Annotated in this window: 22 protein-coding genes and 1 pseudogene; 3 read left to right on the top strand and 20 right to left on the bottom strand. The window is 43.8% G+C overall.

Annotated elements, in window-relative coordinates; genetic code table 11:
* Window positions 1-73: 73 nt before the first annotated feature.
* Window positions 74-3,382 (bottom strand): pectinesterase family protein, encoded by a 3,309-nt coding sequence (locus tag MHB46_RS18405; protein ID WP_341163052.1) that lies wholly within the window; start codon window positions 3,380-3,382, stop codon window positions 74-76.
* Window positions 3,383-3,570: 188 nt separating this feature from the next.
* Between MHB46_RS18405 and MHB46_RS18400 the strand changes: the two genes are divergently transcribed.
* Window positions 3,571-4,410 (top strand): helix-turn-helix transcriptional regulator, encoded by an 840-nt coding sequence (locus MHB46_RS18400; RefSeq protein ID WP_341163051.1) that lies wholly within the window; start codon window positions 3,571-3,573, stop codon window positions 4,408-4,410.
* Between the two features lie 222 nt (window positions 4,411-4,632).
* Here MHB46_RS18400 and MHB46_RS18395 read toward each other — a convergent pair whose 3' ends face one another.
* The 8 genes from MHB46_RS18395 to MHB46_RS18360 all read right to left on the bottom strand — a co-directional run bounded on the left by MHB46_RS18395 (window position 4,633) and on the right by MHB46_RS18360 (window position 13,515).
* A complete protein-coding gene (locus MHB46_RS18395) occupies window positions 4,633-5,670 on the bottom strand; it encodes a threonine aldolase family protein (RefSeq protein ID WP_341163050.1) in 1,038 nt (345 codons plus the stop codon).
* Window positions 5,657-6,118, bottom strand: coding sequence for a MarR family winged helix-turn-helix transcriptional regulator (locus MHB46_RS18390; protein ID WP_013312065.1), 462 nt, complete (start codon window positions 6,116-6,118; stop codon window positions 5,657-5,659). The genes MHB46_RS18395 and MHB46_RS18390 overlap by 14 nt, the downstream gene beginning before the upstream one ends.
* Before the next feature lie 175 nt (window positions 6,119-6,293).
* Window positions 6,294-9,404: an efflux RND transporter permease subunit gene (locus tag MHB46_RS18385; protein ID WP_341163049.1), complete on the bottom strand. Its 3,111-nt coding sequence runs from the start codon at window positions 9,402-9,404 to the stop codon at window positions 6,294-6,296.
* Window positions 9,401-10,792 (bottom strand): efflux RND transporter periplasmic adaptor subunit, encoded by a 1,392-nt coding sequence (locus tag MHB46_RS18380; protein ID WP_134902989.1) that lies wholly within the window; start codon window positions 10,790-10,792, stop codon window positions 9,401-9,403. Before MHB46_RS18380 ends, MHB46_RS18385 begins: the two co-directional genes overlap by 4 nt.
* Before the next feature lie 201 nt (window positions 10,793-10,993).
* Window positions 10,994-11,644, bottom strand: coding sequence for a response regulator (locus MHB46_RS18375; protein ID WP_254327026.1), 651 nt, complete (start codon window positions 11,642-11,644; stop codon window positions 10,994-10,996).
* Window positions 11,641-12,879, bottom strand: coding sequence for a sensor histidine kinase (locus tag MHB46_RS18370; protein ID WP_341163048.1), 1,239 nt, complete (start codon window positions 12,877-12,879; stop codon window positions 11,641-11,643). Before MHB46_RS18370 ends, MHB46_RS18375 begins: the two co-directional genes overlap by 4 nt.
* Window positions 12,880-13,130: 251 nt before the next feature.
* Window positions 13,131-13,301 carry a hypothetical protein gene (locus MHB46_RS18365; RefSeq protein WP_176716844.1) on the bottom strand — a complete coding sequence of 57 codons (171 nt, stop codon included), beginning with the start codon at window positions 13,299-13,301 and terminating at the stop codon, window positions 13,131-13,133.
* 19 nt (window positions 13,302-13,320) lie between these two features.
* A complete protein-coding gene (locus tag MHB46_RS18360) occupies window positions 13,321-13,515 on the bottom strand; it encodes an H-type small acid-soluble spore protein (RefSeq protein WP_341163047.1) in 195 nt (64 codons plus the stop codon).
* Between the two features lie 199 nt (window positions 13,516-13,714).
* Here MHB46_RS18360 and MHB46_RS18355 point away from each other — a divergent pair, with 199 nt between their 5' ends.
* Entirely contained in the window at window positions 13,715-14,914 is a 1,200-nt protein-coding gene (locus MHB46_RS18355; protein WP_341163046.1) for a macrolide family glycosyltransferase, read from the top strand.
* A gap of 75 nt (window positions 14,915-14,989) precedes the next feature.
* On the opposite strand, the gene MHB46_RS18350 is transcribed toward MHB46_RS18355, so the two are convergent.
* From MHB46_RS18350 to MHB46_RS18325, 6 genes are all read right to left on the bottom strand, one after another.
* Window positions 14,990-16,405: a glycoside hydrolase family 32 protein gene (locus tag MHB46_RS18350; protein ID WP_341163045.1), complete on the bottom strand. Its 1,416-nt coding sequence runs from the start codon at window positions 16,403-16,405 to the stop codon at window positions 14,990-14,992.
* A gap of 83 nt (window positions 16,406-16,488) precedes the next feature.
* Window positions 16,489-17,316, bottom strand: coding sequence for a carbohydrate ABC transporter permease (locus MHB46_RS18345; RefSeq protein ID WP_069080153.1), 828 nt, complete (start codon window positions 17,314-17,316; stop codon window positions 16,489-16,491).
* The gene (locus tag MHB46_RS18340; RefSeq protein WP_341163044.1) at window positions 17,316-18,200 is read right to left on the bottom strand and encodes a carbohydrate ABC transporter permease; all 885 of its coding nucleotides are present in this window, start codon (window positions 18,198-18,200) and stop codon (window positions 17,316-17,318) included. The genes MHB46_RS18345 and MHB46_RS18340 overlap by 1 nt, the downstream gene beginning before the upstream one ends.
* A gap of 59 nt (window positions 18,201-18,259) precedes the next feature.
* Complete coding sequence (locus MHB46_RS18335; RefSeq protein WP_341163043.1) at window positions 18,260-19,585, bottom strand: ABC transporter substrate-binding protein; 1,326 nt, start codon at window positions 19,583-19,585, stop codon at window positions 18,260-18,262.
* 164 nt (window positions 19,586-19,749) lie between these two features.
* Window positions 19,750-20,727 carry a LacI family DNA-binding transcriptional regulator gene (locus MHB46_RS18330; protein WP_341163042.1) on the bottom strand — a complete coding sequence of 326 codons (978 nt, stop codon included), beginning with the start codon at window positions 20,725-20,727 and terminating at the stop codon, window positions 19,750-19,752.
* A 308-nt stretch (window positions 20,728-21,035) separates the two neighbouring features.
* On the bottom strand, window positions 21,036-22,382 hold the full coding sequence (locus MHB46_RS18325) for a cellulase family glycosylhydrolase (RefSeq protein WP_341163041.1): 1,347 nt from the start codon (window positions 22,380-22,382) through the stop codon (window positions 21,036-21,038).
* A gap of 385 nt (window positions 22,383-22,767) precedes the next feature.
* On the opposite strand from MHB46_RS18325, the gene bglS reads away from it, so the two are divergent.
* Window positions 22,768-23,481, top strand: a complete 714-nt coding sequence (gene bglS / locus MHB46_RS18320; protein WP_013312075.1) for a beta-glucanase — start codon at window positions 22,768-22,770, stop codon at window positions 23,479-23,481.
* Window positions 23,482-23,572: 91 nt separating this feature from the next.
* Here the strand turns inward: bglS and MHB46_RS18315 are convergent.
* From MHB46_RS18315 to MHB46_RS18295, 5 genes and pseudogenes are all read right to left on the bottom strand, one after another.
* A pseudogene (locus tag MHB46_RS18315) lies at window positions 23,573-23,746 on the bottom strand (ATP-binding cassette domain-containing protein).
* Between the two features lie 15 nt (window positions 23,747-23,761).
* Window positions 23,762-24,112 (bottom strand): DUF1048 domain-containing protein, encoded by a 351-nt coding sequence (locus MHB46_RS18310; RefSeq protein ID WP_165179253.1) that lies wholly within the window; start codon window positions 24,110-24,112, stop codon window positions 23,762-23,764.
* Between the two features lie 12 nt (window positions 24,113-24,124).
* Entirely contained in the window at window positions 24,125-24,472 is a 348-nt protein-coding gene (locus tag MHB46_RS18305; RefSeq protein WP_165179252.1) for a DUF1048 domain-containing protein, read from the bottom strand.
* Window positions 24,469-24,777, bottom strand: a complete 309-nt coding sequence (locus MHB46_RS18300) for a PadR family transcriptional regulator (RefSeq protein WP_341163768.1) — start codon at window positions 24,775-24,777, stop codon at window positions 24,469-24,471. The genes MHB46_RS18305 and MHB46_RS18300 overlap by 4 nt, the downstream gene beginning before the upstream one ends.
* 267 nt (window positions 24,778-25,044) lie before the next feature.
* Entirely contained in the window at window positions 25,045-25,557 is a 513-nt protein-coding gene (locus MHB46_RS18295; protein WP_341163040.1) for a hypothetical protein, read from the bottom strand.
* Window positions 25,558-26,132: the final 575 nt, after the last annotated feature.

Below are 26,132 nucleotides of genomic sequence, written 5' to 3'. Positions count from 1 at the left end.
CTACTCAAACTATAGAAATAAGCGAGGCTGAACGCTAGAAGCGCTTGCCCCGCTTAACCATTGAACATCAAATTTAAAGACGCCAATCCCAATGGTCTGTCCCGCTCAGAACAGCTTCAACGGTGTACTGGCTTGCTTCATCGGCGGTAAGCTGTTTGGCCCAAGGTACACGCCCGCTACTTTCTGCACCTGGCCCAAAGTTGTCAAACTCTCCAAATCTTGCGGTCTGCTCATTGGATTCCTTGCCCCAATTGTTCCAGCCGCCCGGCTTGATATGGTCATCCATATAGGTCTTCAAAAAAGTAACATGAGCGTAAGGGCGCCATGGCCGTCCGAGATCCACCTTGCCTGTCAAGCCATTTTCTGTTGTCAGCCGACATTGAATAAATACAAAGCCCGGCTTGTTCTCTTCTGTTGAAGCTGCTGTCACATATCCAGCACGCAGGCTGTGTATGATCGAATTATCAAACACGGCAGGTGCATTGCCAAATATAAAATCTACACTGCCACTGAGGTAGCTGTCCTTGAAATACTGTCTGCCACGGTTCACAAGCAACGTATCCTGTAGGCCGGTAATTTTGACATTATGATACTTACCACGATCGCCTTCGGCATATAACGCTACAGCCTGCACCTGCCCAGTTCCTTCTGTATTGGCAACCGTGACATTCTCCAACACAAAATCGGGACTTTGCACACGCATTGTATAGCTGTTGCTTGTTCCTAATTCTTTTCCGTCCACCACGGTTTTGGCCGTATCATCAAAAGAAATGATCGTTTTGTCGCGATCTTCTCCGATAATACTCAGATTTTTTTTGGAGGAATTCACCTTTATTTTTTCACGATACGTACCGTTTTTGAGATGGATAACTGTCCTTGTGTTGCTGTCGTCAGGGACTGCATCAATCGCTGCCTGGAGAGATGTAAAGTCAGCAGGGCCATAGGTCGCTACCACCACACTAGTGGGATGAGTTCCTCCTGAGTCTGTCAGGTTGCGGATGGTGACATTGCTGAATTCCGACGTATTGTAATTCCATACATCGTTTTGTTGTTTGGATGCATCGGTGGCCAACCCGAACAATAGCGGCTGATTATCCGGCACATCTATAACAGTTTCACCAACCTTCTCCCAGTTCGTCACACCATCTGCGGATACCCAGCCCGTAACCTTTTGTCCTTGTCGTACCAGACGAACCGAATATGGCGTTGCAATAAACGTCTCCATTGACGCACGTTTCGTCTTACCATCCGTTTGATCACGACTGATAAGAATACCCTGTTTGCCATATTTAACAAATGCTAAAGACATAAAGGCCATTTTTGATCCAGGCTTCAGCGATTCACGAATCATTACACCCGCTTCGGCATTATCATCCACCGGGGTAATTTGTTCCACACGGGCTGTAATTTCAGTGTCACCTTCCCATTTTTGATAAGCATAATGGAAAATATCTGCCTTACCGTCAACATCTCCCGCTGACTTCAGTCGTATTCTGCTGCCGCTTGTATCTTCTTTTAAGACCTGAGTATGCCCTTTTATATAACCATCGTTGCCCTCAGAGCCAATCTCTTCGCTGAGCCAACTTCCCGATGGCGCAGTCGTATTGACGTGAATGGTAACAGGATTGGAAAATGCAGCAGTCCCCTTGCGGTCGGTCACCCGTACAATAATATTATGGGTACCGTCTGTTACATGATTCCAATCGAGATGATAAGGCGCGGTCTCTACTTTACCAACAAGTTTACCATCAATGATAAATTCAACGTGAGCAATGCCATCTTGGTCCTTGGCCGTTGCAGTTATGGTCGCATCATGTCCTGCTTCCAAAATATCGTTATGCTTTAGTGCACGTCCGTTTGCATCCGACACCTGAACGACGGCCTCTGGATTGTCCACCTCATTTCCATTCGACAGCTTCTCAATAAGATCATTTAAATAGACCTCCAGATTCGTATAACCCTTGGCAAAATGAGCATACGCCCCTGTGCCAGCAAGCCCCTGACCGTTACGGTCATCTGCATTATTGGGGTCCAGCCCATGGGCACGTTCCCATTCATCCGGCATTCCATCATGGTCACTGTCAGAAAGCTCCGTCGTCGTTACGTTATAATCGTCGTAAATCCACCCTGCTTCACGCGGGGAGTTAATAAACGCACCCGTTCCATTCTTCACATCATTTATAATTCGGGCGTCCACCGCATCTCTTCTTGGCAGCGTGGCTCCTGAGCCGGCAAGCACTTCATTATATGCGGTTTGTGCATCCGTCGCTTGATATGGACCATACGCATCCGGTGAAATTCCGTTGTCGTATTCCCCTCTGACTTCAATCGGCTCCGCCAAACGGGTGGAAGGATCAATAATTGACCCAATGGATGTGCCAAGCTGCCAGTTATCTTTCGTAACCGAGTCATTGCCGTACATGTAGTTACCACCAATAAAGATGCGTGTTTTATATTTTTTACTACCTACGTCTACAAAAATTTGACCGCGAACGTCCTGATATGTGTTGGGGCCATACTTATAATAGTTATTTAGCACATTATACGATCCTTCACCGCCGCCGTATGAAGAGAAAAATCCCCAGTTATAAATGACATTATTGGTCATTTCCACAGCGTCAATTTGTTTTTTATCGGTTGGAAAACGCGGATTACGGCTTGCATTGTGAGCCAACAAGTTATGATGATAGGTGGAATTTCGTCCGCCCCATATGCCGCCATAGCCGTGGCGACCTTTCTGGTGCGTGGTCATTAGCATACTTTCGGACGCAATGGACCATTGTACCGTTGTATTGACGTTGTCATACAGGCTCAGTACCTCATCCACCGACCAGCTAAAGGAACAGTGATCAATCATTATGTTTTTATGGTATCTGGCCCCTAACGCGTCATCCTCACTGGAGTGACGATCGGTCAATCGGAAACGCAGGTAACGGAGAATGACGTTATCTGCATCAATCCCTGTTGTGTAATCGCTTACAGTTATACCGTCGCCAGGAGCTGTCTGACCAGCAACCGTCAGGTTGTTTCCCAAAATTTTAAGTGGCTCCTTGAGATGAATCGTTCCACCCACCCGGAATACGACCGTCCGATTATCGGAGCTGACCGCTGCGCGAAGAGATCCGGGTATGATCTGTTCCCCTTTGCCGTAGTCTGCCAGCGTGGTAACCTCATACACTTCACCTCCGCGTCCACCGGTAACATATTTACCGCCACCCTCCGCCCCCGGAAACGCCGGAATATCCGTCGCCACTTTTGCCACCTTTGCGATCTCTGTTCCTACCGCAGTCTCCGCTTGGATTAGTGGTGGGCACAAGGTCAACAACAATGAACCCACAACCACATTACATAGCACCTTTTTCCATGTACGCTGCTTGCTCATATTCTGTTTCCTCCCTAAGATTTTCTTCCACATCAGCGCATATTTTTATAAAAACACGATCCGAGACGTTCAGAAGCGCCTTCACCTCCCTTCATCAATCTTTTCTGCTTTTATCATTGGCAGGTTGTCATATATACTGTTGGTATATGAATGCGCTTACTTATCTTAATTTGTAAAGGAAGAAGCACATGAATGAAATGAAAGAAGATAAATATGTCATTGGCGAACAACAATTCTCCATTCATCACATCTATCGTACCGGTTTCACAGTTATGCCCCGGCCTCATGTCCACGAGAACTATGAGCTGTATCTCTTACTGCGAGGCGAACGCATCTATTTTATGAATGGCAAGGTATACACCGCTCGCAAGGGGGATCTGATATTCATCCTTCCTCATGACTTGCACTCTACTGCCAGTACGCAATTGCAGGAAACAGAGCGCATTTTGATTCATTTTTCTCCGACATTTCTCCCACAGCAGGATCATGACATTCTTGACCTGCCGCCGTATCAGCAATCCGCGTTACTTCGCTTACCTGCGAGAGAGCAAGTGGAGGTTGAACGTTTATTCCTACAGATGAATACCGAATGCAGGAATAAGCAGCCTCTGCATGACCGTTGCGTACAGCATTTACTGTTGGAAATGCTTATCCTGGTGCACCGATCGGAATCGATCGAGCGTAGTGAACCTGTTTCCTCTCATCCCATGCATCAGAAAATCACGGAAATTTCTTCTTTTATTCAGGATCATTACAATGAACCGTTAACTCTCGAACAAGTGTCCGCCTGCTTTTTCATTAGTCCAGCTTACCTAAGCCGTATCTTTCTAAAGTTGACTGGTTTTCATTTCAGCGAATACATCCGCGTAGTGAGGGTCAGAGCGGCCCAAACCAGACTCCGAACCACCAAAGACAAAATCCAGCATATTGCAGAGGAAGTGGGGTTCGGTCATGCTTCCCACTTTAATAAAATTTTCAAAAAAATAACCGGGCTCTCCCCTCTTCAGTACCGCAAGCAGGTTCGGTAGATATTCAGTGTAAAGAATTAGACTCCAATTTTATACCTCCGCTCTTGTCTTGTTTTTCCATTTTTATATCCACTTGCTCTTTCATGGAACTAAAGACAAGCCGCTTTGAAATAAGTAAAATGCACAAAAAAGCCATACTTCGCTGCAATGCATGCAACGAAGTATGGCTATTCCATAGTCATTCTCCATCTTTAAAATTATAAATTACTCTTTCTATGACTTTTATTGCAATGCTTTAATATCCTGAATCAGCATTTCAACATTTTCTTTCTTCGTAGCCCAACTGGTACAGAATCGAACTGCACTATGTGTATCATCAACCTTTTCCCAAAAGGAGTAAGTATATTTTTCACCCAATGCCTTTAGTATACGATCTGGTAAAATCGGAAACTGCTGATTGGTTGTAGAACGGTATTGAAAAGAAAAACCTTGCTCAGATAATCCGTTTTGAAGCAGCATTGCCATATCTATAGCGTGTTTGGAGATTTCAACGTATAAACCGTCTTCAAACAAAGTTTCAAATTGAATGCCCAACATTCTTCCCTTAGCCAGCAGTCCTCCTTTTTGCTTGATCATATATCGGAAATCTTTTTTCAATGTATCATTTAGAATGACTACTGCTTCTCCCATCAATGCTCCAATTTTTGTCCCGCCAATGTAAAACACATCGCAAAGCTGTGCTATATCTGCTAAAGATGCATCGCTATCTTCGGCCACCAAGCCATAGCCTAATCGGGCTCCATCTATAAACAGTGGTAAACCACACTCTTGACAGACTCTACTTAATGCTTCTAGCTCTGATTTGCTATAAATCGTTCCATTTTCAGTAGGTTGGGAAATATAAACCATCCCGGGCTGTACACTATGCTCAGGAGCGGCATCATTCCAGTGAGCGTCATACAGCTCCTTTACCTGCACGGCCCGGATTTTCCCATCATCACTTGGCAAAGTAAGTACTTTATGCCCAGTAGCTTCAATCGCTCCGGTCTCATGTACGGCAATATGTCCAGAAACTGCCGCAACGACGCCTTGATGCGGACGCAGAATAGAAGAAATGACGGTGGTATTGGTCTGTGTGCCTCCAACCAAAAAGTGTACATCCGCATTTGGGGAGTCACATGCTTCTTTAATATATGCTCTGGCTTTTTCACAATGATCGTCGACACCATAACCTGGAGTTTGTTCATCATTAGTCTCCAGTAGTCGCTTTAATATGCGCTCATGAGCACCTTCGGTATAGTCGCATTCAAATCGTATCATTCTGTATCCTCTCCAAATTATCCAATTTCTTCTGAATTAACAACATAGAAGCATGTAATTCCTTAATCTCTTCTTCTGAAAGTCCTTGAACTAATTTTAGAATTTGTTCATCAGACCTTTCATTCAGTTGGTTGTAGAATGCTTTTCCTTTAGGAGTCAAACGAATCAGATTTGTTCTATTATCCAACGTTGAATTTTCCTTAACAAGAAAGCCCTCTTTGCAAAATTTTGCAATGATCCTACTCATATAGCTGCGATCAATTTTAAGAGATTCGACTAGAGTATTCGCAATACAGGGCTCGATCAACCCGATCTCTATAATGACACGGGCCTCGGTAAAGGAATATCCGCTGTCCAGCACATGTCTATCTAAAACACCCAGTATATTCGTATAGAATCGATTAAAACGCCTCATATCCGCTATGATATTAGCATCTATATTGATCATAACTCCCCCTATTTAGTGGACTTTTGCAACAATTATAGTAATGATTTTTGTGGACTCTGTCAATGAAATAATAATCAATATCGACAAAAGAAAAAATCGTACATTAAGACACTCGTCTAATGCACGATTTCATAGTAATAAGGAGATAATGAAGTATATTCTTTTCTATATTTACCTATAAGGTCATTGAGCTATCGCTATTTATAGCCTTTTCCTTCTTATGCTTCCGTTTCAGCTTCAGATGAGCTACGACCATATACAGCGTCGGAACTACAAACAATGTTAAAATAGTTGAAAAAATTAGTCCGAAAATAATGGTCGTTGCTAACGGTTTGAACAAGATCTCCCCGATTGTGGCAATAGGAATCATACCCACAATCGCAGTTAGCGAAGTAAGCAGGATCGGACGGAAACGGGCAGAGCATGCCATTAGAATGGCGTCTGTTAAATCAGCGCCTTCACGCCGCGCATCTTCAATAAACTCTATCAGCACGATACCGTTACGCACGACGATACCAGCAAGTGAAATGATACCCATAATACTCATAAATCCAATTGGCATCCCTGAAATAAAACTTCCAAGGATTCCTCCTGCCGCTGCCAGATAAACAGTGGTCATAATAATGAGCGGTGTGGAAACCGAGTAAAACTGCATGGTAATTAAGAGGAGAATAAGAAAAATAACAATCAAAGCTAATTTGCCCAAGTCCTTAAACATATCAGACTGCGCAGATGTTTCCCCTCCCATCTCCCAGGTGTAGCCTGGTTCAAACTGGGTATTTGTAAGTTTGCTACGGATATCATTAGTGAGTTCTGTAGCCGTACGCCCATTTCCATTGGCTGAGATCGTTACCGTCCGTTCCAGATCATAGCGGTGGATTTGTTGGATGGAAAAGTCCGGTTTCATCGTGGCTAATTGGGATAAGGGGATTTGCTCCCTTGCCGCATTGTTCACACTTAATTGTTGGAATAATACCTCAGGATCATGGTTTGGTTTATTCATGTATATATTGACATCAAGCAATTCCTTACCCGTATCAAAATCCGTTACATTCACCCCGTCACCCATTAATAGCAAAGTACGCGTTAAATCGGAATAGCTAACCTGATATTTATCCAAGGCTTGCTGATTGATTTGGAAATTCAGATTATAGCTTTGCATACCCATATTATCGGTCACATCTACAGCTCCGGGGGTTCCCGCAACCATTTCTTTGACTTTAGTTGTCATGTTTTGCAGCTTATCCATGTCTTCTCCTTTTATACGGATAGACACCGCACTGCCGACCGGAATACCTAATTGGGGAACACGAATGCTGATTAATGCAGATGGATATTTAGCTTGTAGCGTATGGGTCCAGTTATCCACTGTTTTTTTGAGATCAAATAGCCCTTCTTTTCCAACGACAGCAATTTGGCCGTTTACCGCTCCCCCAGAGCCGTGACCACCTGCAACATCGCTGTACAGCTGAGGCGCTCCTCCACCTGCCGTTGCCGCCAGCCGCTCTGTTTCTGGCTGTTTTTTGACCCACATGCCAATCTCGTTAATAACCTGATTGGTTGCCTGCAACGATGTTCCTTCTGGCATTGTTACACTGATCGTGGCATCCGCTTGATCGGAATCCGGAAATAATTCAATAGGAACAACAGCAAGTAGTCCATAAGCTGCTGTACCCATCATAAGACCAATAAGCGCTGTTAAAAGTGGGCGTCGCAGTATTCTTGGCATCCAGTTTTTAGAGTACACATTGGATAGAGACTGGATTTGATTCCCCAGAAGTCCAGGTGGCTTAACTGTCCTATTATTCTCTTTTCCTTTACGACGTTGATCATACCATTGACGGAAAATAGGAATGATCGTTAATGACATAATCATGGAAGCCAGCATCGTTAACGAAATAACGGTAGGTATCGGTTTAATAAAGTCACCAATGGTGCCCGGCAGGAATAAAAGCGGGGCAAATGCTGCAACCGTAGCTAGTGTAGCTGTAATGATTGATAAGGATACCTCTTTCGTTCCTTTAATGGCTGCCTCCGTAGCATCTTCCCCAAATTCAGTGCGTCGGCGTTCAATATTGTCATTGACCACGACGGCATCATCAACCAATATCCCTAGCACGATGATTAATCCGATGACTGAAATTTGATTCAGCGTGATTCCTGTTGTGGGCAAGAAAATAAAGCCGATGGCGATGGAAACAGGAATGGCCAAGGCCACAAATGCAGAAGTCAGCAAATTTAAACCTAATGTACATATAACAATGACCGATATAATAGCGATGATCATCTCTTTGGTCAGATTTCCAAACATTTCATCTACTCGATCATTTTGCGCAAAAAGCAGCTCAAAATGTACATTCTTCGGCAAACTGCTCACAAGTTCATTGATTTTGGCTGTAGTCGCTTTAGATACTGTTGGTACGTCTGTGCCTGTATCTCCACTCACACTGATCGAAATAGCAGGCTTGTTATTCACATACGTATAACTAGCTGCTTTTTTAAAAACAAGTGAGGCTGTCCCTACATCTTTCAGAGATATCGGGAATCCATCGTCATTGCTTGAAATCTGGACGTTATTTAGAATGGATGGATCGGTAGAGGCATTTACCGTCAGCTGATAAGTACGCTCATTGAAATCCATACTACCTGTAGGAACTCTTTCATTCTCATTTTTGATTGCTTGAACAACCTGCTCCCAGGAGATGTTATATTGTTGCATCTTTTGTGTGTCTAAACTGATTCGTACTTCTTGATCTGGTATTCCTTGAATATTAACTTGCGAAACACCCGAGACCGTTTTTAATTGATCTTTCCATTTGTTCATTAATTCATTCAACGAGTATAAATTCTCAATTTTATCAGAAGTAATCGCATATGAACCAATGAAAGAGCTTGTCATGCTATCATTGATAACCGGCTGCATCGCATCATCTGGAAGCTCGGACTGTGCATCCTGTACCTTTGTACGAAGATCAGCCCATACTTTTGTCGGGTCTGCATCTTCAAAAGCTTCTACAGTTATACTGGATTGGCCTTTAGATGAAGTGGAAGAAACCGTTTTGACACCTTGTACGGCTTTAATTTTCTGTTCCATGACCTTAGTAATGGTTTGCTCGATTCTTTCGGGTGAGGCGCCCGGATAGATGGTTGTAACACTGGCTGACAAGGGAATAACATCGGGCTGCTCTTGTTTAGGTAACGATGTAAAATTGTAGAGCCCTAGCACAATGCACATGCCAAAGAAAATGAGTGTAATTTTTTGTTTTTTACCGATATATTTAATCATTCGGACGACTCCTCCGATTTCCCAAGTACATCATTCCCAATTAAATCACCATTAAATAAGGTTCCTGCTCCTTGTGTAACGATTTGATCGCCTGCCTGTAGTCCAGAGACCACTTCGAGCTGATTATTAGTCACTTTCCCCAGTTTAATCGGTGTTTTGACGGCTTTTCCGTTTACTGCTTTAAAGACATAAGGATCATTTCCCGTACTAATTACGGCCTCTACGGGCACTAAAAGCGCTTCGTTTTGATTCATGCTTTTAGATGCGCTTATGACTTGACCAGGTTTCCAATTCAGTTCGGGATTGGGAATGCTAACTTCCACATTGATGCTTCCCGTTTTGGAGTTAGTCGATGGATAGATCTGAGTAACGGTCCCTGTTCTAATTTCATCATAGAGAGATATATTTACTTTTTGGTTTTTCTTCCACGATAAGATTTCACTGTCCGGTACAGGGAGAAGTACTTTTAAAGTCTTGATATTTCCGACAACAAATGCCTCACTCCCGCTGGAGCCCAGTTGACCATCAGATATCTTTTTTTCAATCACAACACCCGTGATCGGGGAAGTTAAAGTAGCTTTTTTCAGTGACAAGGCTGACTGTTCATAAGCAGCCAATGCATCCTCATAGGTAGCCTGCGCCTGAGCTTTACTGGCTAGCCCTTGTTGTATAGTAGCCCTAGCCGATTCCAGCCCTGCCCTGGCCTGATCTACCCCGGCCGAAGCTTGGGCACGCTGTTCCTGGGATGCCCCTGCAAGCAAAAGAGACAATTTCTCTTGCGCATCACTTAAGCTTTTTTGTGCGTTTGCTAATTCCAGCTGCGCATTCTCATTTTCCGTTAATGATACTGCACCTGCCTGGAATAGACTTTGGGACCGTGCGGCATCCGCTTTCTTCTTGTTATAATTATTAGTTGCTACAGTAACCGCATTTTGAGACTGTGCAATCTCCTGCTTTTTGGCGCCATTGTTCAATTCCTGCAATTTGGATTGGGCCGCGTTGACCTGGGATTGTGAACTATGAATGCCCGCCTGGGCCGATTGAACAGAAGCCTCCGCTTGGCTTACACCAGCCTTTGCCTTTTCCATGGTTGCCTTTGCCCGATCTAGCTGTAACTGGTAAGCAGATGTATCTAGCTTCGCAAGGACACTCCCTTTTTCTACTGAATCCCCAACCTCGACCATGGTGTTCAATATACGTCCATCCGCTTCAAAGGAAACATTGGCCTCATTACTTGCCTGCAATGTTCCCGCCAAATTAAAATCATTGGCCAAAGGTTTCATTGCAAGTTTCTCAATTTTTACCGGGTGACTTGCTTCTGTTACAGAGTTCTCCGATGCACTGGAGCAACCGGAAGCTACTAAAGCTAATGCAACCCCTGCAATCATTATCCTGATTTCTTTTCTCTTCAACTAATGTCATCCTCTCTGATTCTCTCTTCTAAAGGTGCTATCAGCAACCCGTGGGTCAAGTAAACTTTTTCATTCTTTTTTCATGTTATAACAATGTACAAACAAAAAAATCGTACAAAGGGGCAAGCACCTTATGTACGACTGGGCAAATAAATAACATATTTTCAGTTATTATTTCTAAAGCTGTAAAATACCACGTTCCAACGAAACGGCAACGGCTTCGGATCTGGAATCAACACCAAGCTTGTTATAAATATTCGTTAAATGTGCTTTTACGGTACGCTCGGAAATTCCCATATCAAACGCAATTTCCTTACTTTTAAAACCATGTGCAACAGACTTTAATATGTGTCTTTCCTTATCAGTCAGAACTAAGCTTCTTTCGTGTGATTCTATCTCTGCTTCTCTCTTATTCGTAGCAGCAAATACCCTTGCTGTTATTTCTGGCTGAAGCAGCGTTTCACCCCTTAGCGCAGACTCAATAGTGCGAAATAAGTTTTCTCGACTGGTATCTTTTAGTAAATATCCTTTTGCCCCCAAAGATAGTCCCTTAATCATTAAATCATCTTCGTTATAGGTCGTCAGGATAATGACTGGTGTGTCATTTTGTTTTTCTCTGAGGGCTTTCATGGTTTCCAAACCACTCATTTGTGGCATATATAAATCCAACAATATGACATGTGGCTGAAGTTCCTCGATCAATTTAAGAGCCGTTACACCTTCTCCAGCTTCACCAATCACTTCATAACTGTCATTGGTCTCCAGCACCAGCTTTAATCCTTCTCTAACTACCCAATGATCGTCGACGATTAAAATCTTGTATTTCATGATAGGTCTCCTTTAGTAAGAGGCGCCTCTATTTTTATAGCTGTACCTTCTTGAAATATACTGCTGATATTGATTTTTCCACCCAGCATCCGTACACGTTCATGTATACCTATTATTCCGTAATGCCCTGTTTGCTTGGCAATAATATCCGTATCAAATCCTTTTCCATCATCGCGAATCTCAATTTCAATCATGCCCTCTTTATCTAAAATATGAATCCATACGGTATTAGCATGTGAATGTTTCGCTACGTTGGTTAAACACTCGCTTATAATAAACAATCCATGTTCGAACAACAGTCTGGGGACGGAAGCTTTAATTTTGATGTTGCGTGTTACACGAATGCTCGTAGCCATTGTAAATCGCTGTATTTCTTCCTCCACTGCTTCTGCAAAATCAACTTCCGAGATGGTTTTCGAACGCAGATTGTCTATAGCTCGCCTTGAATCAGACAATGTTCTTCGCACTTGTGACATCGATTGTTGGACGATCTCCTGAGCTCTTTGCGTACTCCCTTTTGTCAGATGGGCATCAATGGCTTCAAGTTGCATGATTAGCCCAGCAAGCCCTTGAGCCAGCGTATCATGAAGATCACGGGCCATGCGTTGCCGTTCGTTAGCAATTGTAAGTTCTTCGACCTTTTGATGTGCGATTTCAAGTTCTTTAAGAACGTTTTGCGTTCGGATTCGTGCTTTGACTTGTTTGAGAAAAAGAACGGCATAAGCTACTATAACAACTGCAATTAGAAAAAATAGCGGGATGAACAACACAAACTGCCTGCCATCATTATGCCAGACCACAGCTACACAAAAAAGTACATAGGAGATCAAAAATACAAGAATGACCTTAAACGGCTTATAATAAATACCTATACTCTGACCCACCAAAATTGGCATTAACCCAACCAGTACAATCGAAAAACTGTCAGGTAGAAGAAATGCACTTGAAAAGATCAATCCCCCTTGCACAACAAAATAAACCCATGAAAAATATTTTGCAACTCTTTGAGCATGCAAGTACAAGAGGATGTGCAATATGATGATTACAGTGAATAAGACACTTTGCAGCAGATTTAGACCACTAGACAAATGTTGAAGAATGACAGACTCACTATAAATTATAAAAATCCATATTATAGTTAATACTTTTGAAATATCTTTCTTCTCAAATTCACCTTCACTTTCACTTATTTCCGTATCTACATTCTGGACCTGTACATTGAATTCATCGTTCATAATTCCCTCCTACAATTCTAAATTCGGCTTTTCAACTTAATAGAGATAATAGCACTATGACGGCCTGGTCCATTTAGTTTGAACAGAAATCATTTATATATTATTTTACAAAAAAACAAACAGAAAAAAACGTACACATGGGCAACATCATTTGTACGTTTGGGCACTAAATACTATTTGTTCGACTCCAGCCAAATATGTGTCATATAAAAAGCACGCAGCAGGTTACCCTGTGCGCGCTTGGTCATTCTCTATTTCTCCTCCAACTCATCCGGTACATCGTATTTATTGATATGTGAGGTCATTGCTGCAACTGCTTCGCTGGCATCCGTCGTGGCCGGCACTTCTCTAACCACATCATCCGTCTGATCACGAAAGTTCAAACGGTCTGCCTCGATTTCCTTCTGTTGATTGGGTTTCATTTTTCATAGCCCTCCTTTCTTATTCCAGTGCCTGATCTCGTTCTGTTAACGCGTACAAAGGCACTTCCCGTTCCTCTTCCGGGTTGTTTAGCGCATAGATCCGTGCCGTCTCACGCTGTTCATTCACATGCTGAATATAAATGGGTAGCCCATCGCACAACACATTCGCCATGATGGAAGAGGACGCTATTTCTTGTGCTCTTTGAACATTCACTTAGAAAAAACCTCCCTTGCTAAATAGCGTTCGTCTTTACTATGCACGAGGTAAATATTTGTTATACACATTTCATGCCAACATGTGTTTCACGATCATGAAAGGATATCATTTGAAAAAATAAATATTATTGTTATTATGGATTAAGAGATTCAGTGAAAACTGCGATCTTAATTGTAGAGAAAAGGAGTAATGATGAATGTTAAACGTATTAATGGTTAACTTTCCGGCAGAAGGACATGTAAACCCCACGCTTGGGATCACGCAAGCCTTTGCAGCACGAGGGGACCAAGTACATTACATTACAACTGAGAAATACAAGAATAGACTCGAAGCAGTTGGAGCGAAGGTTCACCTGCATCCTGATCTGGTCAGGACTGCTTCCATTGATACCAACACTCCGGCAGGACTGAACGCATTTATGAATATTCATATCCAGACTTCGATGGACATCTTAGCCATCACTCAGGAGCTGTCCGAGCGTATTCAATTTGACTTGGTGTTCTATGATCGATTCGGAGCTGGTGAATTAGTAAGAGATTATTTGAATATTCCAGGCATTTCTTCATCCCCATCTTTTCTCATTTCAAATCATCTGATGGCTGCCAATCTCTTCCGCTCCGACGCTAAAGTACCGTTTCAGCCTGATGAACAAGTCACGTCTTCACTGCATCTCATGAAAGAAAGGTTCGGTGTTGCTCCCAAAGATCTGGTTCAATTTATGAACAATTCAGGAGCTTTGAATGTTGTATATACGAGCAGATATTTTCAACCGAATGGTGAAAAATTTGGGGACGAGCATCTTTTTATTGGCCCCAGCTTCCCGGAGCGCAAAGGAGAAAATTCATTCCCGCTGGACAGACTACAGGGTAAAAAGGTTTTATATATTTCGATGGGAACTGTGCTGGACCACACTGAAGACTTTTTTAACACCTGCATTGAGGCTTTTTCCGATTTTGAAGGCATCGTCGTGATTGCAGCTGGCGAGAAAGCTGACTTTACCAAAATTAACCCGGCTCCTGAGCACTTTATCATCTCGTCTTATGTTCCTCAATTGGAGGTATTACGTCATTCAGATGTATTTATTACTCATGGTGGAATGAACAGTGTGAATGAAGGAATTCACTTTAATGTACCCTTGGTCGTACTGCCTCAGGACAAGGATCAGCCCATGGTCGCACAGCGGTTAACAGAACTTCAGGCTGGCTATCGAATAACTAAGGATCAAATCAATACACAAACGTTAAAAGATGCCGTACATGAGGTAGTGTCAAACGCAGCGTATAAAGAGGGCGTACAAAAAATAAATGACAGCTTCCAGCAATCCGGCGGTACAAAAGAAGCTCTCGCAAAAATTGATGCTTATCTTGATGCTTATCTGCAACATAAGCGCGCCTAAAATCACACGAGCAAAATGGCCACAAAAAAACAGGAATCTGACCATCCACGGTCAGGTTCCTGTTTGTATGCGATTCTATGCGAGGATATCCCACTTCTGGAAAGAGGCAATCGTACAGTTTCCGTTCGCAAATGCACGAATACCTGTTGATTCCATTCCGGGATACACTCTTCCTGTGAGAACGTATTCGCCGTCGCCGATGAATATCTCCACAGAGCTTTTATCGACGAAAATCCGAAGCTCCAGACGCCCCTCTTGTAATTCCAAGGGCACTCTTCTCTCTCCGCCCGGTCCGATACCGGCACGCTCACGGTTAAAACGGAACAGACCGTCATCAGGACGATACGAGAGTACAGTCTCCTCTTCGTCGCCCACCCGCAGCTTCAAGCCGAATTCATCCGTATGGCCAGCCTCGAACTCAAATACGACCTTCAGTTCGTAGCTATCTCCGCGCGTGTCCATAATCTGCTCACCTGTCAGTAAGATATCTCGCTGCTCGAACAGATTGCATCGGTAATTCTTTACCTCTTCAAGTGGACGGAACAGCAGCCTGGCGCCGTCGATCACCGCTTCCCGCGGAAGACTCATCGCACCAGCCCAATGGTGCCCCTCCTGAGTCGGCATCTCCGATTCCCACATATCCATCCATCCGATAACGATACGCCGCCCTTTATCATCCAAGGTTGACTGTGGTGCATAGAAATCGAATCCGTGATCCACCTGAGCATACCGCTCTGCCGTAAATGTTCCGGCAGCGGAATTGAAATCACCTATACCGTACATAGTGGAATGCAGATTGCGGTAAGCCTCCCCCTGTGCAGGCATGCGCTGCGGGGATAGCATAAATACGTGCCGACCACCGAGCGGGAACAGATCTGGACACTCCCAATTATCGCCGAAGCGTCCGTCACTCACGGCTAGTACATTGACATACGTCCAGCTTTTCAGGTCTTCAGAACGGTAAAGCAGTACAAGTCCGTTCCCTTTCGCATCATTAGAGCCGAGAACGGCGTAATATTGATCTTCGTGCCTAAACACCTTAGGGTCACGGAAGTCTTTACGGCTGATCGTGTCCGGTATAGCGTCATAACCGATGACCGGGTTGCCCTCCCACTTTTCGAACGTTATTCCGTCTTCTGATACTGCAATTCCCTGCGACTGCTTGTAATCCTGATCTTTGTCAGGCCCGGTTACAACATGTCCGGTATACATCAGGACAAGCTTTCCGTCCTGCTCAATCGCACTGCCAGAGAAGCAGCCATCCTGGTCGAACTCACCGTCCGGTGCCAAAGCGATCGGCAGATAATCCCACTTCATAAGATCGCGGCTGACTGCATGTCCCCAGTGCATCGGTCCCCATACTGATTTATACGGGTAATGTTGATAGAACAAGTGATATTGCCCGTTATATTGAATGAAGCCGTTCGGATCATTCATCCAGCCCAATTCAGCCATTAAATGGTAGTGCAGCCGATAATCTGGCCGAAGCATATGCTTCGATTGGGAAATAAATTGATCTGCACGCTCTCTCGTATACGTTCTAGTCTGTTTGATAAAGCATCCTCCCCCTGCAGTTATTTAATCGAGCCTTGCATAACACCCTGAATAATATACTTCTGGGCGAACAGATAGATGATAATGATCGGAAATATCGTCAGTACCAAACTTGCCATCAATGGACCATAATCCACTGTATAGGTTCCATAAAAGTTATACGTGGACAACGGAAGTGTCCTTTGCTCCGGATCGACCAGAATGAGGGAAGGCAGCAGAAAATCATTCCAGATCCACAGCACATTGAGAATGGAAATGGTGGCAGTCGTGGGCATCAGTACCGGAAACACAATCCGGAAGAATGTCTGAAACCGCGTGCAGCCGTCAATTAGCGCCGCTTCCTCCAGTTCCTTTGGAATACTCTTTACGAAACCATGATAAATGAAGACGGCCAGCGAGCTGCCAAAACCGATATACATGTAAATCAGCGACCACTTGCTGTTCAGCAGATCAAGTGACCCGTAGATTTTCACCAATGGAATCATGATAGCCTGGAATGGAATGATCATGGATGCAACCATCAGCATAAATGTATATTGGTTGAACTTGGTGTTGTTTCTGACAAAATAATGAGCCGTCATCGCCGCGAACAGTGAGATAAACAGAACACTTAGCACCGTTATGACCAATGAGTTGGTGAAGGCAGCGATGTAATTCATTTTATCGAATGCATTCATATAATTGACCATACTGAAGCTCTCGGGAAGGGATAACGGATTTGAGGTGATGGCCATGTTTTCCTTGAACGAATTGATCAGTAGAAAGACGAACGGTACGATGAACAATATGAGTATGACTGTCAGCACAATGAATTTGATCACGGAGGAAGCAACTCTTTTTCTTGTCATTACGCCTCCACCTCCAACTTCTTGCTAAAATAAACCTGAAGCAGAGTGATGAGAGCAACCATCAGGAACAACACGAATGCTTCTGCTTGCCCCACACCATAATCACGGGAAAGGAATGCCTTTTCATACACATGCATCGACACCATTTGAGTACTGCTGAACGGCCCACCTTTTGTGAGCGCAAGGTTCACGTCATAGACCATAAATCCGCGTTGCAGGGACAAAAATATACATACGATGAAAGAAGGAACCATCAAGGGCAGTACCATTTTCCGTAGTCTGGTCCAGCTGTTTGCCCCATCAATGCTTGCGGCCTCCATAATATCATTCGGCACACCCGTCAATCCTGCGATGTAAATGACCATCATGTAACCCGCGTTCTGCCACACGGTTACAATCACGAGTGCCCAGAACGCTTTGTCGGGATCAGCCAGCCAAGTCGTGCTGAGCGACTGTATGCTGGCATGTTGTCCCAAATAGACAAGCACGTTGTTGAATATAAACTGCCAGATAAAACCGAGTACAATGCCGCCGACAAGGTTGGGCAGGAAAAATCCCGCCCGGAAAATACTCTGTCCTTTTAACCCTTTAGTCAGCACATAAGCCAGCATAAAAGCGATCACATTGATAAGAACAACGGTATAAAACACATACTTGAGCGTCAAGCCGAACGATTTCCAAAACTCAATATCTCTAAAAACAGACAGATAGTTTTGGATGCCAACTAGCGATAGTGTGGTGGAAATACCGTCCCAGTTTGTGAACGTCAGATAGATGCCATACAAAAATGGAATAATCATTACCGTTATGAAGGCAAACAAGGTTGGGCCGGTAAACAGCAGCCGCGTCCGCAGCCGGTTCCATACTCCTTTTTCCGTAATCATGATGATCCCTCCCTTTGTTCCGGGTTTCTCTCTCTATTCCAGGTAATTTGAAAACAACCTTATTTAACGGTTTTCCAGTAGTTTTCGATTTCTTTAACCAGTGTTGAGCGATCGCCCTGTTTCGCCAGATACTTTTGCATGGAAGATCCTGTCTTGGACCAGTGGTCGGCAGGCAGCATGCTCATCGACTGCTCTGACTTGCCTTTTGCGATATAATCCTGGATGGACTTGCCAAGCGGGTCGGCCGCAGGCAGTGTAATATTTTTGAACGCCGGGATAATGTTCGCTTGGTTCACGAGGAAATCCTGGCCTTTCTCTTCATAGACGATCCAGTTCAGGAACTTCTTCGCCGCCTCTTGCTGTTCCGGAGTAGTCTTCTCCTTGTCAATAACAATGCGCTTGGATACAGCAGACGAAATCTCCTGATTGCCGTAGTCAGCGGCATTGTCGCTGATGGGTACAGGCAGAAAACCATATTCTTTGTTAGCGGTATCAAAACTGTTGATTTGCGGCCATGCCCAGTTGCCCATGAACCAAATGCCAACTTCACCTTTGCCGAGCAGTTCCGGTCCGCGTTCATAAGTTCCTGCTAGCGGAGAAGCCTGATCGATATTGTATTTCATCATGACGTCGAATGTATCCATAAGTCCGTTAAATACAGGATTATTAGCCAAGTCCGCCTGGCCCGCTTTTAGTGACGCCATGAATTTGTCCACTTCAGCCATGTCTTTGTTCTGGCCTGCATAAGCAAGAGGCAAATAATGAGCGCCCAGGGACCAGTCCATTGATGAAATCACCAGTGCTTTCTTTCCGGATGTCTCGATTTGCTGAAACAGTTTTTCAAGGTCATTTCGGGTTTTAATTGTGGTGGGATCAAAGCTTCCGCCTACCGCTTTATCTACAACGGCTTTGTTGTAAATGAATCCGTAGCCTTCAACAGCCAGTGGAAACGCGTAATTTTTACCATCAAATGTCGTAGCATTGGTAGCGTTTTCAACAGTGTCCGCATTCCACTTTTCCCCGCTTAGATCGAGGATACGGTCCTTAAATTTCTCAACATCGCCTGTATCTAGCATGATCATGGTCGGCGGGTTTCCTGATGCATACAAGGCAGAGGCACGCTCAAAAGGAGATCCACCAGTCGGAACCGGCTGGATTTCAACAGTAATGCCCGGATTGTCTTTCTGGAACGCCTTCGCGGCTTCCTCCAGCTGTGGAAGGATTTCGCCTTTGGAGTTCAAAAGCGTAATTTTCACATTTTTCGAATCCCCTGATCCCCCTCCAGAAGCCGAATTACCTTCTCCTCCGGAGCCACTGCATGCAGACACCACCATAACCAAAAGAAGCAGCATTACCATCCATTGAACTCTTTTGAATTTCCTCATTGTTGTCATCCCCTTATTTATATAATGGCTCTGAACACTTAAATAAAACGCTTACAAACGGATTATATGTCAAGGGTTTAACTTGTGTCAATCGTTTGACATGTTGAATTTTTAACATGTACTAAAAAAAATCTGTTCCCCTTGTTAGAGGAACAGATTTTCATTCAGGTCGTTGCACGCTCAATTAGTTCAACAGGCAGCAGATTGACAGGTTGTACCTGCTCCCCTTCCGCCTGCCTGCGGATCAGCTCGACCGCCAGTCTGCCGATGTCTGTAATCGGCTGTCTTACCGATGTAAGTTCCGGCGTCAGCCAGGAAGCAACGCTTACATCATCGAAGCCTACAATGCGCACATTCTCTGGCACATGCCTTCCAGCGCGAATATATTCTTTCAGCGCAAAAGCCGCAATAATATCACTTGTTGCGAACACTCCATCAACATCGGGATGTTCATGAACGAGTTTTGAAATGATTCGCTCGTACTCCTTCTGGTCGAACACATTCAAGTCTGTTTGAACGATCACATGCTGGACACCATCCCTGCCCACGACATCCCGGAATGCTTTGGTCCGCTCATTGGACAGCATGTTCAGCTCCAGATTTCCGCATATATGCGCAATTTTCTGGCAGCCTTTGCTGATGAGCAGCTCCGTAGCCAGCTCGCCTCCGCGATAATTATCCGAGGATATGTAAGGAATACACGGGTCAATCTGTCTATCAAATGTCACAATCGGTGAATTCAAATGTCGGTACTCTTCTACTTCTAATGTATGGCTACCCATAATGATGCCATCCACCCGGTTCCGCTTCAACATATCGATATACACTTTTTCCTTCACGGGATCCATATGGGAATTGCACAGCAGGACCTTGCAGTTTTGCTGATAGGCATAGAACTCAACCTGATTGGCAAGCTCACTGAAGAAAGGATGCGAGACATCGGGAATAATCAGGCCAATAATATTAGACTGCTTGCGCAATAGGGATCGTGCTATTTCATTCGGTTGATAATTAAGTTCCTCCATTGCGTCGAACACTTTTTTGCGTGTAGTTTCGCTGATATATCCCCGGTTGTTCATTACACGGGATACTGTTGTGACCGACACGCCCGCTTTTAATGCTACATCATGAATTGTCGCCATATTAACCTCTTCCCGCACAAAATAAATACATACAAACTATACTCTCTCCTCATCATTTCAACAACCTTACATAACGGAAGCCTAAAAATGGACGTAAATGTTAGGTGACTGAACTTTGCGAATCCCAAATTAGAGGTTACAGCAAGTTCTACTAACTTCATATAAACTGATCATCATACATAATTCGCGAAGAGATTTCTTCTTCCATTTGTTCACCGCCTGCTGAGTGATTTTGAGTTCTCATTTCTATAAAATAATACGACAGCCTATCCAATTGGATAGGCTGTCGGTAGCTGAAAGTATTAACATCATTCTGATTGTGCGTCAGTCGGTGCATTAATGTATGTATCTGTAAGCACATCAGTCGGTGCATCCGCAGGCACATTATCCGTTGCTGATCCACTGTTCTGGAGTAGTGCTCTCGGATAGGCCTGTGCACGCTCATAGTACCAGCCAAACAAAAAGCGGGCCATCGCCTGACGTCGGGTATCGCCATCCCACTTTAACCCTGCTGTTGGGTCCGCAAATGAACTCCTTGCTCCAGATTCCAGCAGAAAGCCATTCATGTGTGCGGTCATGCTGACATTACCGGCTGCTGTAAAAATGGACTTCGTGTTTTTCCCAAATCCATCATTAGAGCCGTTAAACAAATTCCAGTACTCTGAATCGCCGGGTTGTGTTTTGAACCAGGTAAATTCTGTAACATTTATTGGATAGGCTTGAGCTGCCGCCTTAATGTTGGAATCCCATTGCGATTGCAGCTTGTCCTTGTTATCATAAGCTCCGTAGCCCGGATACCAGTGGACAGCATAGCCGTAGTTGTTCAAGGGGTCTGTCAGCGGGTGTTTTGCCACCGGGCTGTAAAATTGGTTGTATCCAAGTCCTGCAGCCCAGATGACATTATCCGCTCCTTTACTTCGAATCGTGGAAATAATAGAGTTCTGGAATCTTCTCAGATCATTCCAATGGTCAAGAAAATCATTCTCGCCGGGATAGCCTCCCCAATGCCCATTCGCATACGACTTAATTGGCTCGTTGATCAGTTCAAACATGACGTTATCCGCGCTATTAATAGCCGGCTGCGAGGCAAGATACCCCCAGATTTGATTAAATTTGTCCAAATTGGATTGTGTTGTACCCTGGTCGTTAGCCAAAGTGAAATCAAGACCAAGGGTAACATAAACGCCCTTTGTTTTCGCATAATTGATGTATGGAATAATCACATTTTGTGTAACTGCCTGTAAACCGGCGAAGTTGTATGACCCTGCGGCCACATCTCCCATATCCTGGCGGTCAATAAACAATCGGACCTGATTCATATACCAACCGTGGTTGCTTCCATACTTCGGTCTGGTGTCTGTAAAGGTGTCGGTGATATCCTTCAAATAAGCCAAAATTGCTGCATGACGATTGTTACCATTCAATTTGAGATAATAATTACTGTTTTGATAGGTCCAGTATGCTCCCGACGGCTGATGCCAGCCACTCAAAACAACAGGTTTTCCGCTGCTGTTCACCAATTGATTGCCCCTGACATGGAGCTCTCCCATGGGCATACCTGACCATGCATCTATATGTTGGTCAAACACCGGTTTTAAAGGCAATATGAATACAAGTATCAGAACTATTTTACATACCATACCTAATTTTTTCAAAGAAAGGCCTCCTCCTCAAAAATTTAATTGACTATTATGCCAAAAGAATAAAATGGTATAAACATGTAGTGGCTCCGCTTCCTGAGTCTATCCTATTTCAAAATTATCACCTCCCTTAATGGAAAATTATAACGTTTATTTGCATTTCTTGCATCTAATTGTATAACTTACATTTACAAACCACAACTTGATAAAATTTAGTTTTTTTGAAATTATTTTTCAATCGTTAAGTTTGCTATAGTCTACGCCTCAATTTCAAGCTACAATGAAGATGCCAAATATGGAAGCGTTTTATATTTTTTCGATAAGCCGGTCAATATTTGAAATAATGTATCATTGCCAGCCGTCTCTTTCATATTTGGTCAATCTTTTATGGAGGTGTAAAATGAAGAAGAAATCTTGGTTCACTTTAATGGTCACGGGTATTGTCTCTCTGTTTTTTTCGGTAAGCGTTTATGCGGGGAATGTTTTTTGGGAACCACTTAATGGTTTCAATTCTGGTGCATGGCAAAAGGCGGATGGATATTCCAATGGGAACATGTTTAATTGCACTTGGCGTGCCAATAATGTCAATTTTACGAACGATGGCAAAATGAAGCTTGGCTTAACAAGTTCTGCGTACAATAAATTTGACTGTGGAGAGTATCGATCGACGAACACTTACAGATACGGCTTATACGAGGTCAGCATGAAGCCTGCTAAAAATACTGGGATCGTATCTTCCTTTTTTACGTATACGGGACCTACTGATGGCACGCAATGGGACGAAATAGATATTGAATTTTTAGGCAAAGACACGACAAAAGTGCAATTCAACTATTATACAAACGGGGTCGGTGGTCACGAGAAGATTGTTGATCTGGGCTTTGATGCATCAAGAGGCTTCCACACCTATGCTTTCGACTGGCAGCCAGGGTACATTAAGTGGTATGTTGACGGGGTTCTAAAGCATACAGCAACTACGAATATACCGAGCACGCCAGGCAAGATTATGATGAATTTATGGAATGGCACCGGCGTTGACGACTGGCTGGGTTCGTATAATGGAGCGAATCCGCTATACGCCGAATACGATTGGGTAAAATACACGAGCAATTAGCCCGTAGCACAAAAGCAGCCCTGTAGTGGCTGCTTTTTTTGTGATGCATTGATTTAGCCATGTTCCGGCCATGAAGAAGATTGCTGGAAGTCTATTCAAAGCTGGCGATCACCCGATGCGCAGCTTGAATATAATCAGTGGTGAGGATTCTGACAATCGTCGTCTTGCCCGCGCCGTTGGAGCCAAGCAGGGCGAAAATCTCCCCTCGCTTCACTTAAAAATCCACGCCTTTTAGGACTTCTATGTCCTTGAAAGACTTTCGCATCCCGATATCCCCCTTTTACTTTGTTTTATCCGTAACCTTTTTCATGGCCTTGTTACCTTCTTGGTCAACAGATTCTTGATAGATGTCAGCGTAAGTTTTTGAATCTTTGATTAGATCGTCGCAGAATGCCGCTACGTCACTGCCTGTCACTTCGAGCACGCCTTTCCCCAAGGCCGCGCCCTCTTCAAAAAGATCGATAATTCCCGAGAGTAAACCCGCCCCGTCGGTTAGCTCAACAGGGCCGACCTTAAAGAGATATTTTCGAATCTCTTTATAAACAATCTGATAATCTTGCGGCAGCGCTTTGACACGCGCCACGTGCGCTCGCCACTCTTTTTTGCCTTCGATGATATTTCGTATTCTCATTTTATCCTCCTCCTATTCACCTAATTTTTTAGCGATATTATTGTTTAGTTGCTCGCGCCACTTGTCGCGAAAAGACTTTGCCCCTTCTTCGCCGGCCAGCGCTGAACAAAAGCCTTTGATGTCGTCACTCAAAACCTCTTGGACACTCTGACCGTCCGCCGCCGTTTCTTCTAGCAGGCCAAGCACACCGTCAAGAATTGGCATGAGGTTGCGACCGGTGAAATCTGAGTATCCCCAAAGATTGGAATTAATTTTTTCCCATGCCGCTTGATAATCAGCCGGCAGCTTTTTGACTCGCGATTCAAAAGTTTTGAATTCTTTAGTCATGTCGCCGCCGGTGATTTTTTCCCAAAAATTCATTTTTTCTCCTCCTTTAACTCGTTAATTTTTGATGATACGAACTCCCACTTTTCCCAGAACTTCCGCAGTTCCTCGCGCCCCGCGTCGTTGATCGCAAAAAACTTTCGCGGTGGTCCCATTTCGGAGGGCTTCTTGGTGATCTCCACCAACTTGTTTTTTTCAAGCCGGATCAGGATGGTGTACACCGTTCCCTCCACAACATCTGTGAAGCCGAGGGCGTTCAGCCGCCGCGTGATTTCGTAGCCGTAGGTTTCTTTGCGGCTTATAATTTCAAGGATACAGCCCTCAAGCACGCCTTTGAGCATTTCCGTTAGGTTTTCCAGCACAATCACTCCTTGCTATTCTGTATAACCGGTATGCAGTGTTACTTACTACCGCTATAAAGTATCACGTAGTAGATGAATTGTCAATAGCGTTATCTCTGACACGGATTTTACATTTTCAACTATCCTGCCCGTTAGCGTAACAAGGCTGCCATTCAATCCACGGCAGCCTCATGGTTTATTGAGTTGCCTCAACAAAGACCTCTTCTTTTGCTTCCCATTTTACGGCTTCAATCAGTGTTTAGACAATCATTTTACATATTGAAATTTGTCTGTATGCCATAAGATAGCTTCAAGCGGAGGAAGTGTTGAAACAATAGAGCTCTTTTTAGAATGAGTATAAGCTTCAGGGTCGCAGTTCAGCCCGCCATCAGGTAACTGATGCTTTAAGAGCCATTCGCGAATCCAAGGCAGTTCCTTGTCCAAATCACAGCCATACGCCATTAGAATCATATAGTATACGGCAAGTTCACAATGGCAGCAATCCATCTTCATCTTATCACTTTCACTTGTTGGATGGTCATCGGCGGATATGATGAAGGTCGGCCAGACCTGAGTTTCGAGTAAATATTTTGCTCCGACAATAGCAGACTCGGGAATTAGTTTCACCTCTCCCATTTCATAAAGAGCAGCCATATGCCACCAAGCTCCATCCCATTTTCGACGGCTGCACTCGCCGTGAGTCATCCCCAAATGGGGAGTAGATTCAAGGAACTGTATAGATTCTTCGATTGCTAAACGAATATTTTGATTTGTTTCCATCTGGGTATCTCCTTTTTGATTACCTCTACTTCACGCTTCAGTTAAGCAAAGTCTCACCTCGTATACCCTTACACTCTTAAAAAATTCGATATGTTATTAAACTATCCTGCCCGTTAGCTTAATGAAGCATCGGCAGTCTAATACTTTATTTTCTCAGTCTAAAACATTATTTTCTTCTGACATCAGCAACTAAAAAAACCGGTCATCCTAAACTAGGACAACCGGTTTTAAAAGATCAGAACCCACTATAATGTTAAGATACCAACTTTAATGTAACTGAACAATTAGTTGTCAGGTGATAAAAAAGTCGTGAACCAATTTTGTTGATTTTACTGCGTTTGCCAGAGCACCTGATAAACACGAAAAATAAAAAGTCTGAAACCACCACAAATTACCATAAAGAGAAAGTTGGAAACTTGTACTATTACGATAATATAATTTTCATAACCATTTCCTCAATATACTGAATGTCACATATAACGTGCTTAAATGATCAATTTTCTTTTTCAAAGAATTATCTCTAATAATTTGTCCATCTTTAGTCCATTGTCCATATATTTGAACTAACCGCCCTG

Origin of the sequence: Paenibacillus sp. FSL H7-0703 (assembly GCF_038003485.1) — a bacterium.
GTDB lineage: Bacteria > Bacillota > Bacilli > Paenibacillales > Paenibacillaceae > Paenibacillus > Paenibacillus polymyxa_B.
Note: the sequence above shows the minus strand (reverse complement) of the source record. Positions and strands in the feature narration are given on the sequence as shown.

Excerpts from the sequence above, each read along its gene's own strand:
- MHB46_RS18330 (WP_341163042.1), bottom strand. The coding sequence starts at position 20,727 with ATGGCGACAATTCATGATGTAGCATTAAAAGCGGGCGTGTCGGTCACA.
- MHB46_RS18365 (WP_176716844.1), bottom strand. The coding sequence starts at position 13,301 with ATGAAACCCAATCAACAGAAGGAAATCGAGGCAGACCGTTTGAACTTT.
- MHB46_RS18300 (WP_341163768.1), bottom strand. The coding sequence starts at position 24,777 with ATGCTCAAAGGCGTGCTTGAGGGCTGTATCCTTGAAATTATAAGCCGC.
- MHB46_RS18395 (WP_341163050.1), bottom strand. The coding sequence starts at position 5,670 with ATGATACGATTTGAATGCGACTATACCGAAGGTGCTCATGAGCGCATA.
- MHB46_RS18385 (WP_341163049.1), bottom strand. The coding sequence starts at position 9,404 with ATGATTAAATATATCGGTAAAAAACAAAAAATTACACTCATTTTCTTT.
- MHB46_RS18370 (WP_341163048.1), bottom strand. The coding sequence starts at position 12,879 with ATGAACGATGAATTCAATGTACAGGTCCAGAATGTAGATACGGAAATA.
- MHB46_RS18345 (WP_069080153.1), bottom strand. The coding sequence starts at position 17,316 with ATGACAAGAAAAAGAGTTGCTTCCTCCGTGATCAAATTCATTGTGCTG.
- MHB46_RS18375 (WP_254327026.1), bottom strand. The coding sequence starts at position 11,644 with ATGAAATACAAGATTTTAATCGTCGACGATCATTGGGTAGTTAGAGAA.
- MHB46_RS18335 (WP_341163043.1), bottom strand. The coding sequence starts at position 19,585 with ATGAGGAAATTCAAAAGAGTTCAATGGATGGTAATGCTGCTTCTTTTG.
- MHB46_RS18310 (WP_165179253.1), bottom strand. The coding sequence starts at position 24,112 with ATGAGAATACGAAATATCATCGAAGGCAAAAAAGAGTGGCGAGCGCAC.
- MHB46_RS18305 (WP_165179252.1), bottom strand. The coding sequence starts at position 24,472 with ATGAATTTTTGGGAAAAAATCACCGGCGGCGACATGACTAAAGAATTC.
- MHB46_RS18390 (WP_013312065.1), bottom strand. The coding sequence starts at position 6,118 with ATGATCAATATAGATGCTAATATCATAGCGGATATGAGGCGTTTTAAT.
- MHB46_RS18350 (WP_341163045.1), bottom strand. The coding sequence starts at position 16,405 with ATGCTTCGGCCAGATTATCGGCTGCACTACCATTTAATGGCTGAATTG.
- MHB46_RS18355 (WP_341163046.1), top strand. The coding sequence starts at position 13,715 with ATGTTAAACGTATTAATGGTTAACTTTCCGGCAGAAGGACATGTAAAC.
- MHB46_RS18400 (WP_341163051.1), top strand. The coding sequence starts at position 3,571 with ATGAATGAAATGAAAGAAGATAAATATGTCATTGGCGAACAACAATTC.
- MHB46_RS18295 (WP_341163040.1), bottom strand. The coding sequence starts at position 25,557 with ATGGAAACAAATCAAAATATTCGTTTAGCAATCGAAGAATCTATACAG.
- MHB46_RS18405 (WP_341163052.1), bottom strand. The coding sequence starts at position 3,382 with ATGAGCAAGCAGCGTACATGGAAAAAGGTGCTATGTAATGTGGTTGTG.
- MHB46_RS18340 (WP_341163044.1), bottom strand. The coding sequence starts at position 18,200 with ATGATTACGGAAAAAGGAGTATGGAACCGGCTGCGGACGCGGCTGCTG.
- bglS (WP_013312075.1), top strand. The coding sequence starts at position 22,768 with ATGAAGAAGAAATCTTGGTTCACTTTAATGGTCACGGGTATTGTCTCT.
- MHB46_RS18380 (WP_134902989.1), bottom strand. The coding sequence starts at position 10,792 with ATGATTGCAGGGGTTGCATTAGCTTTAGTAGCTTCCGGTTGCTCCAGT.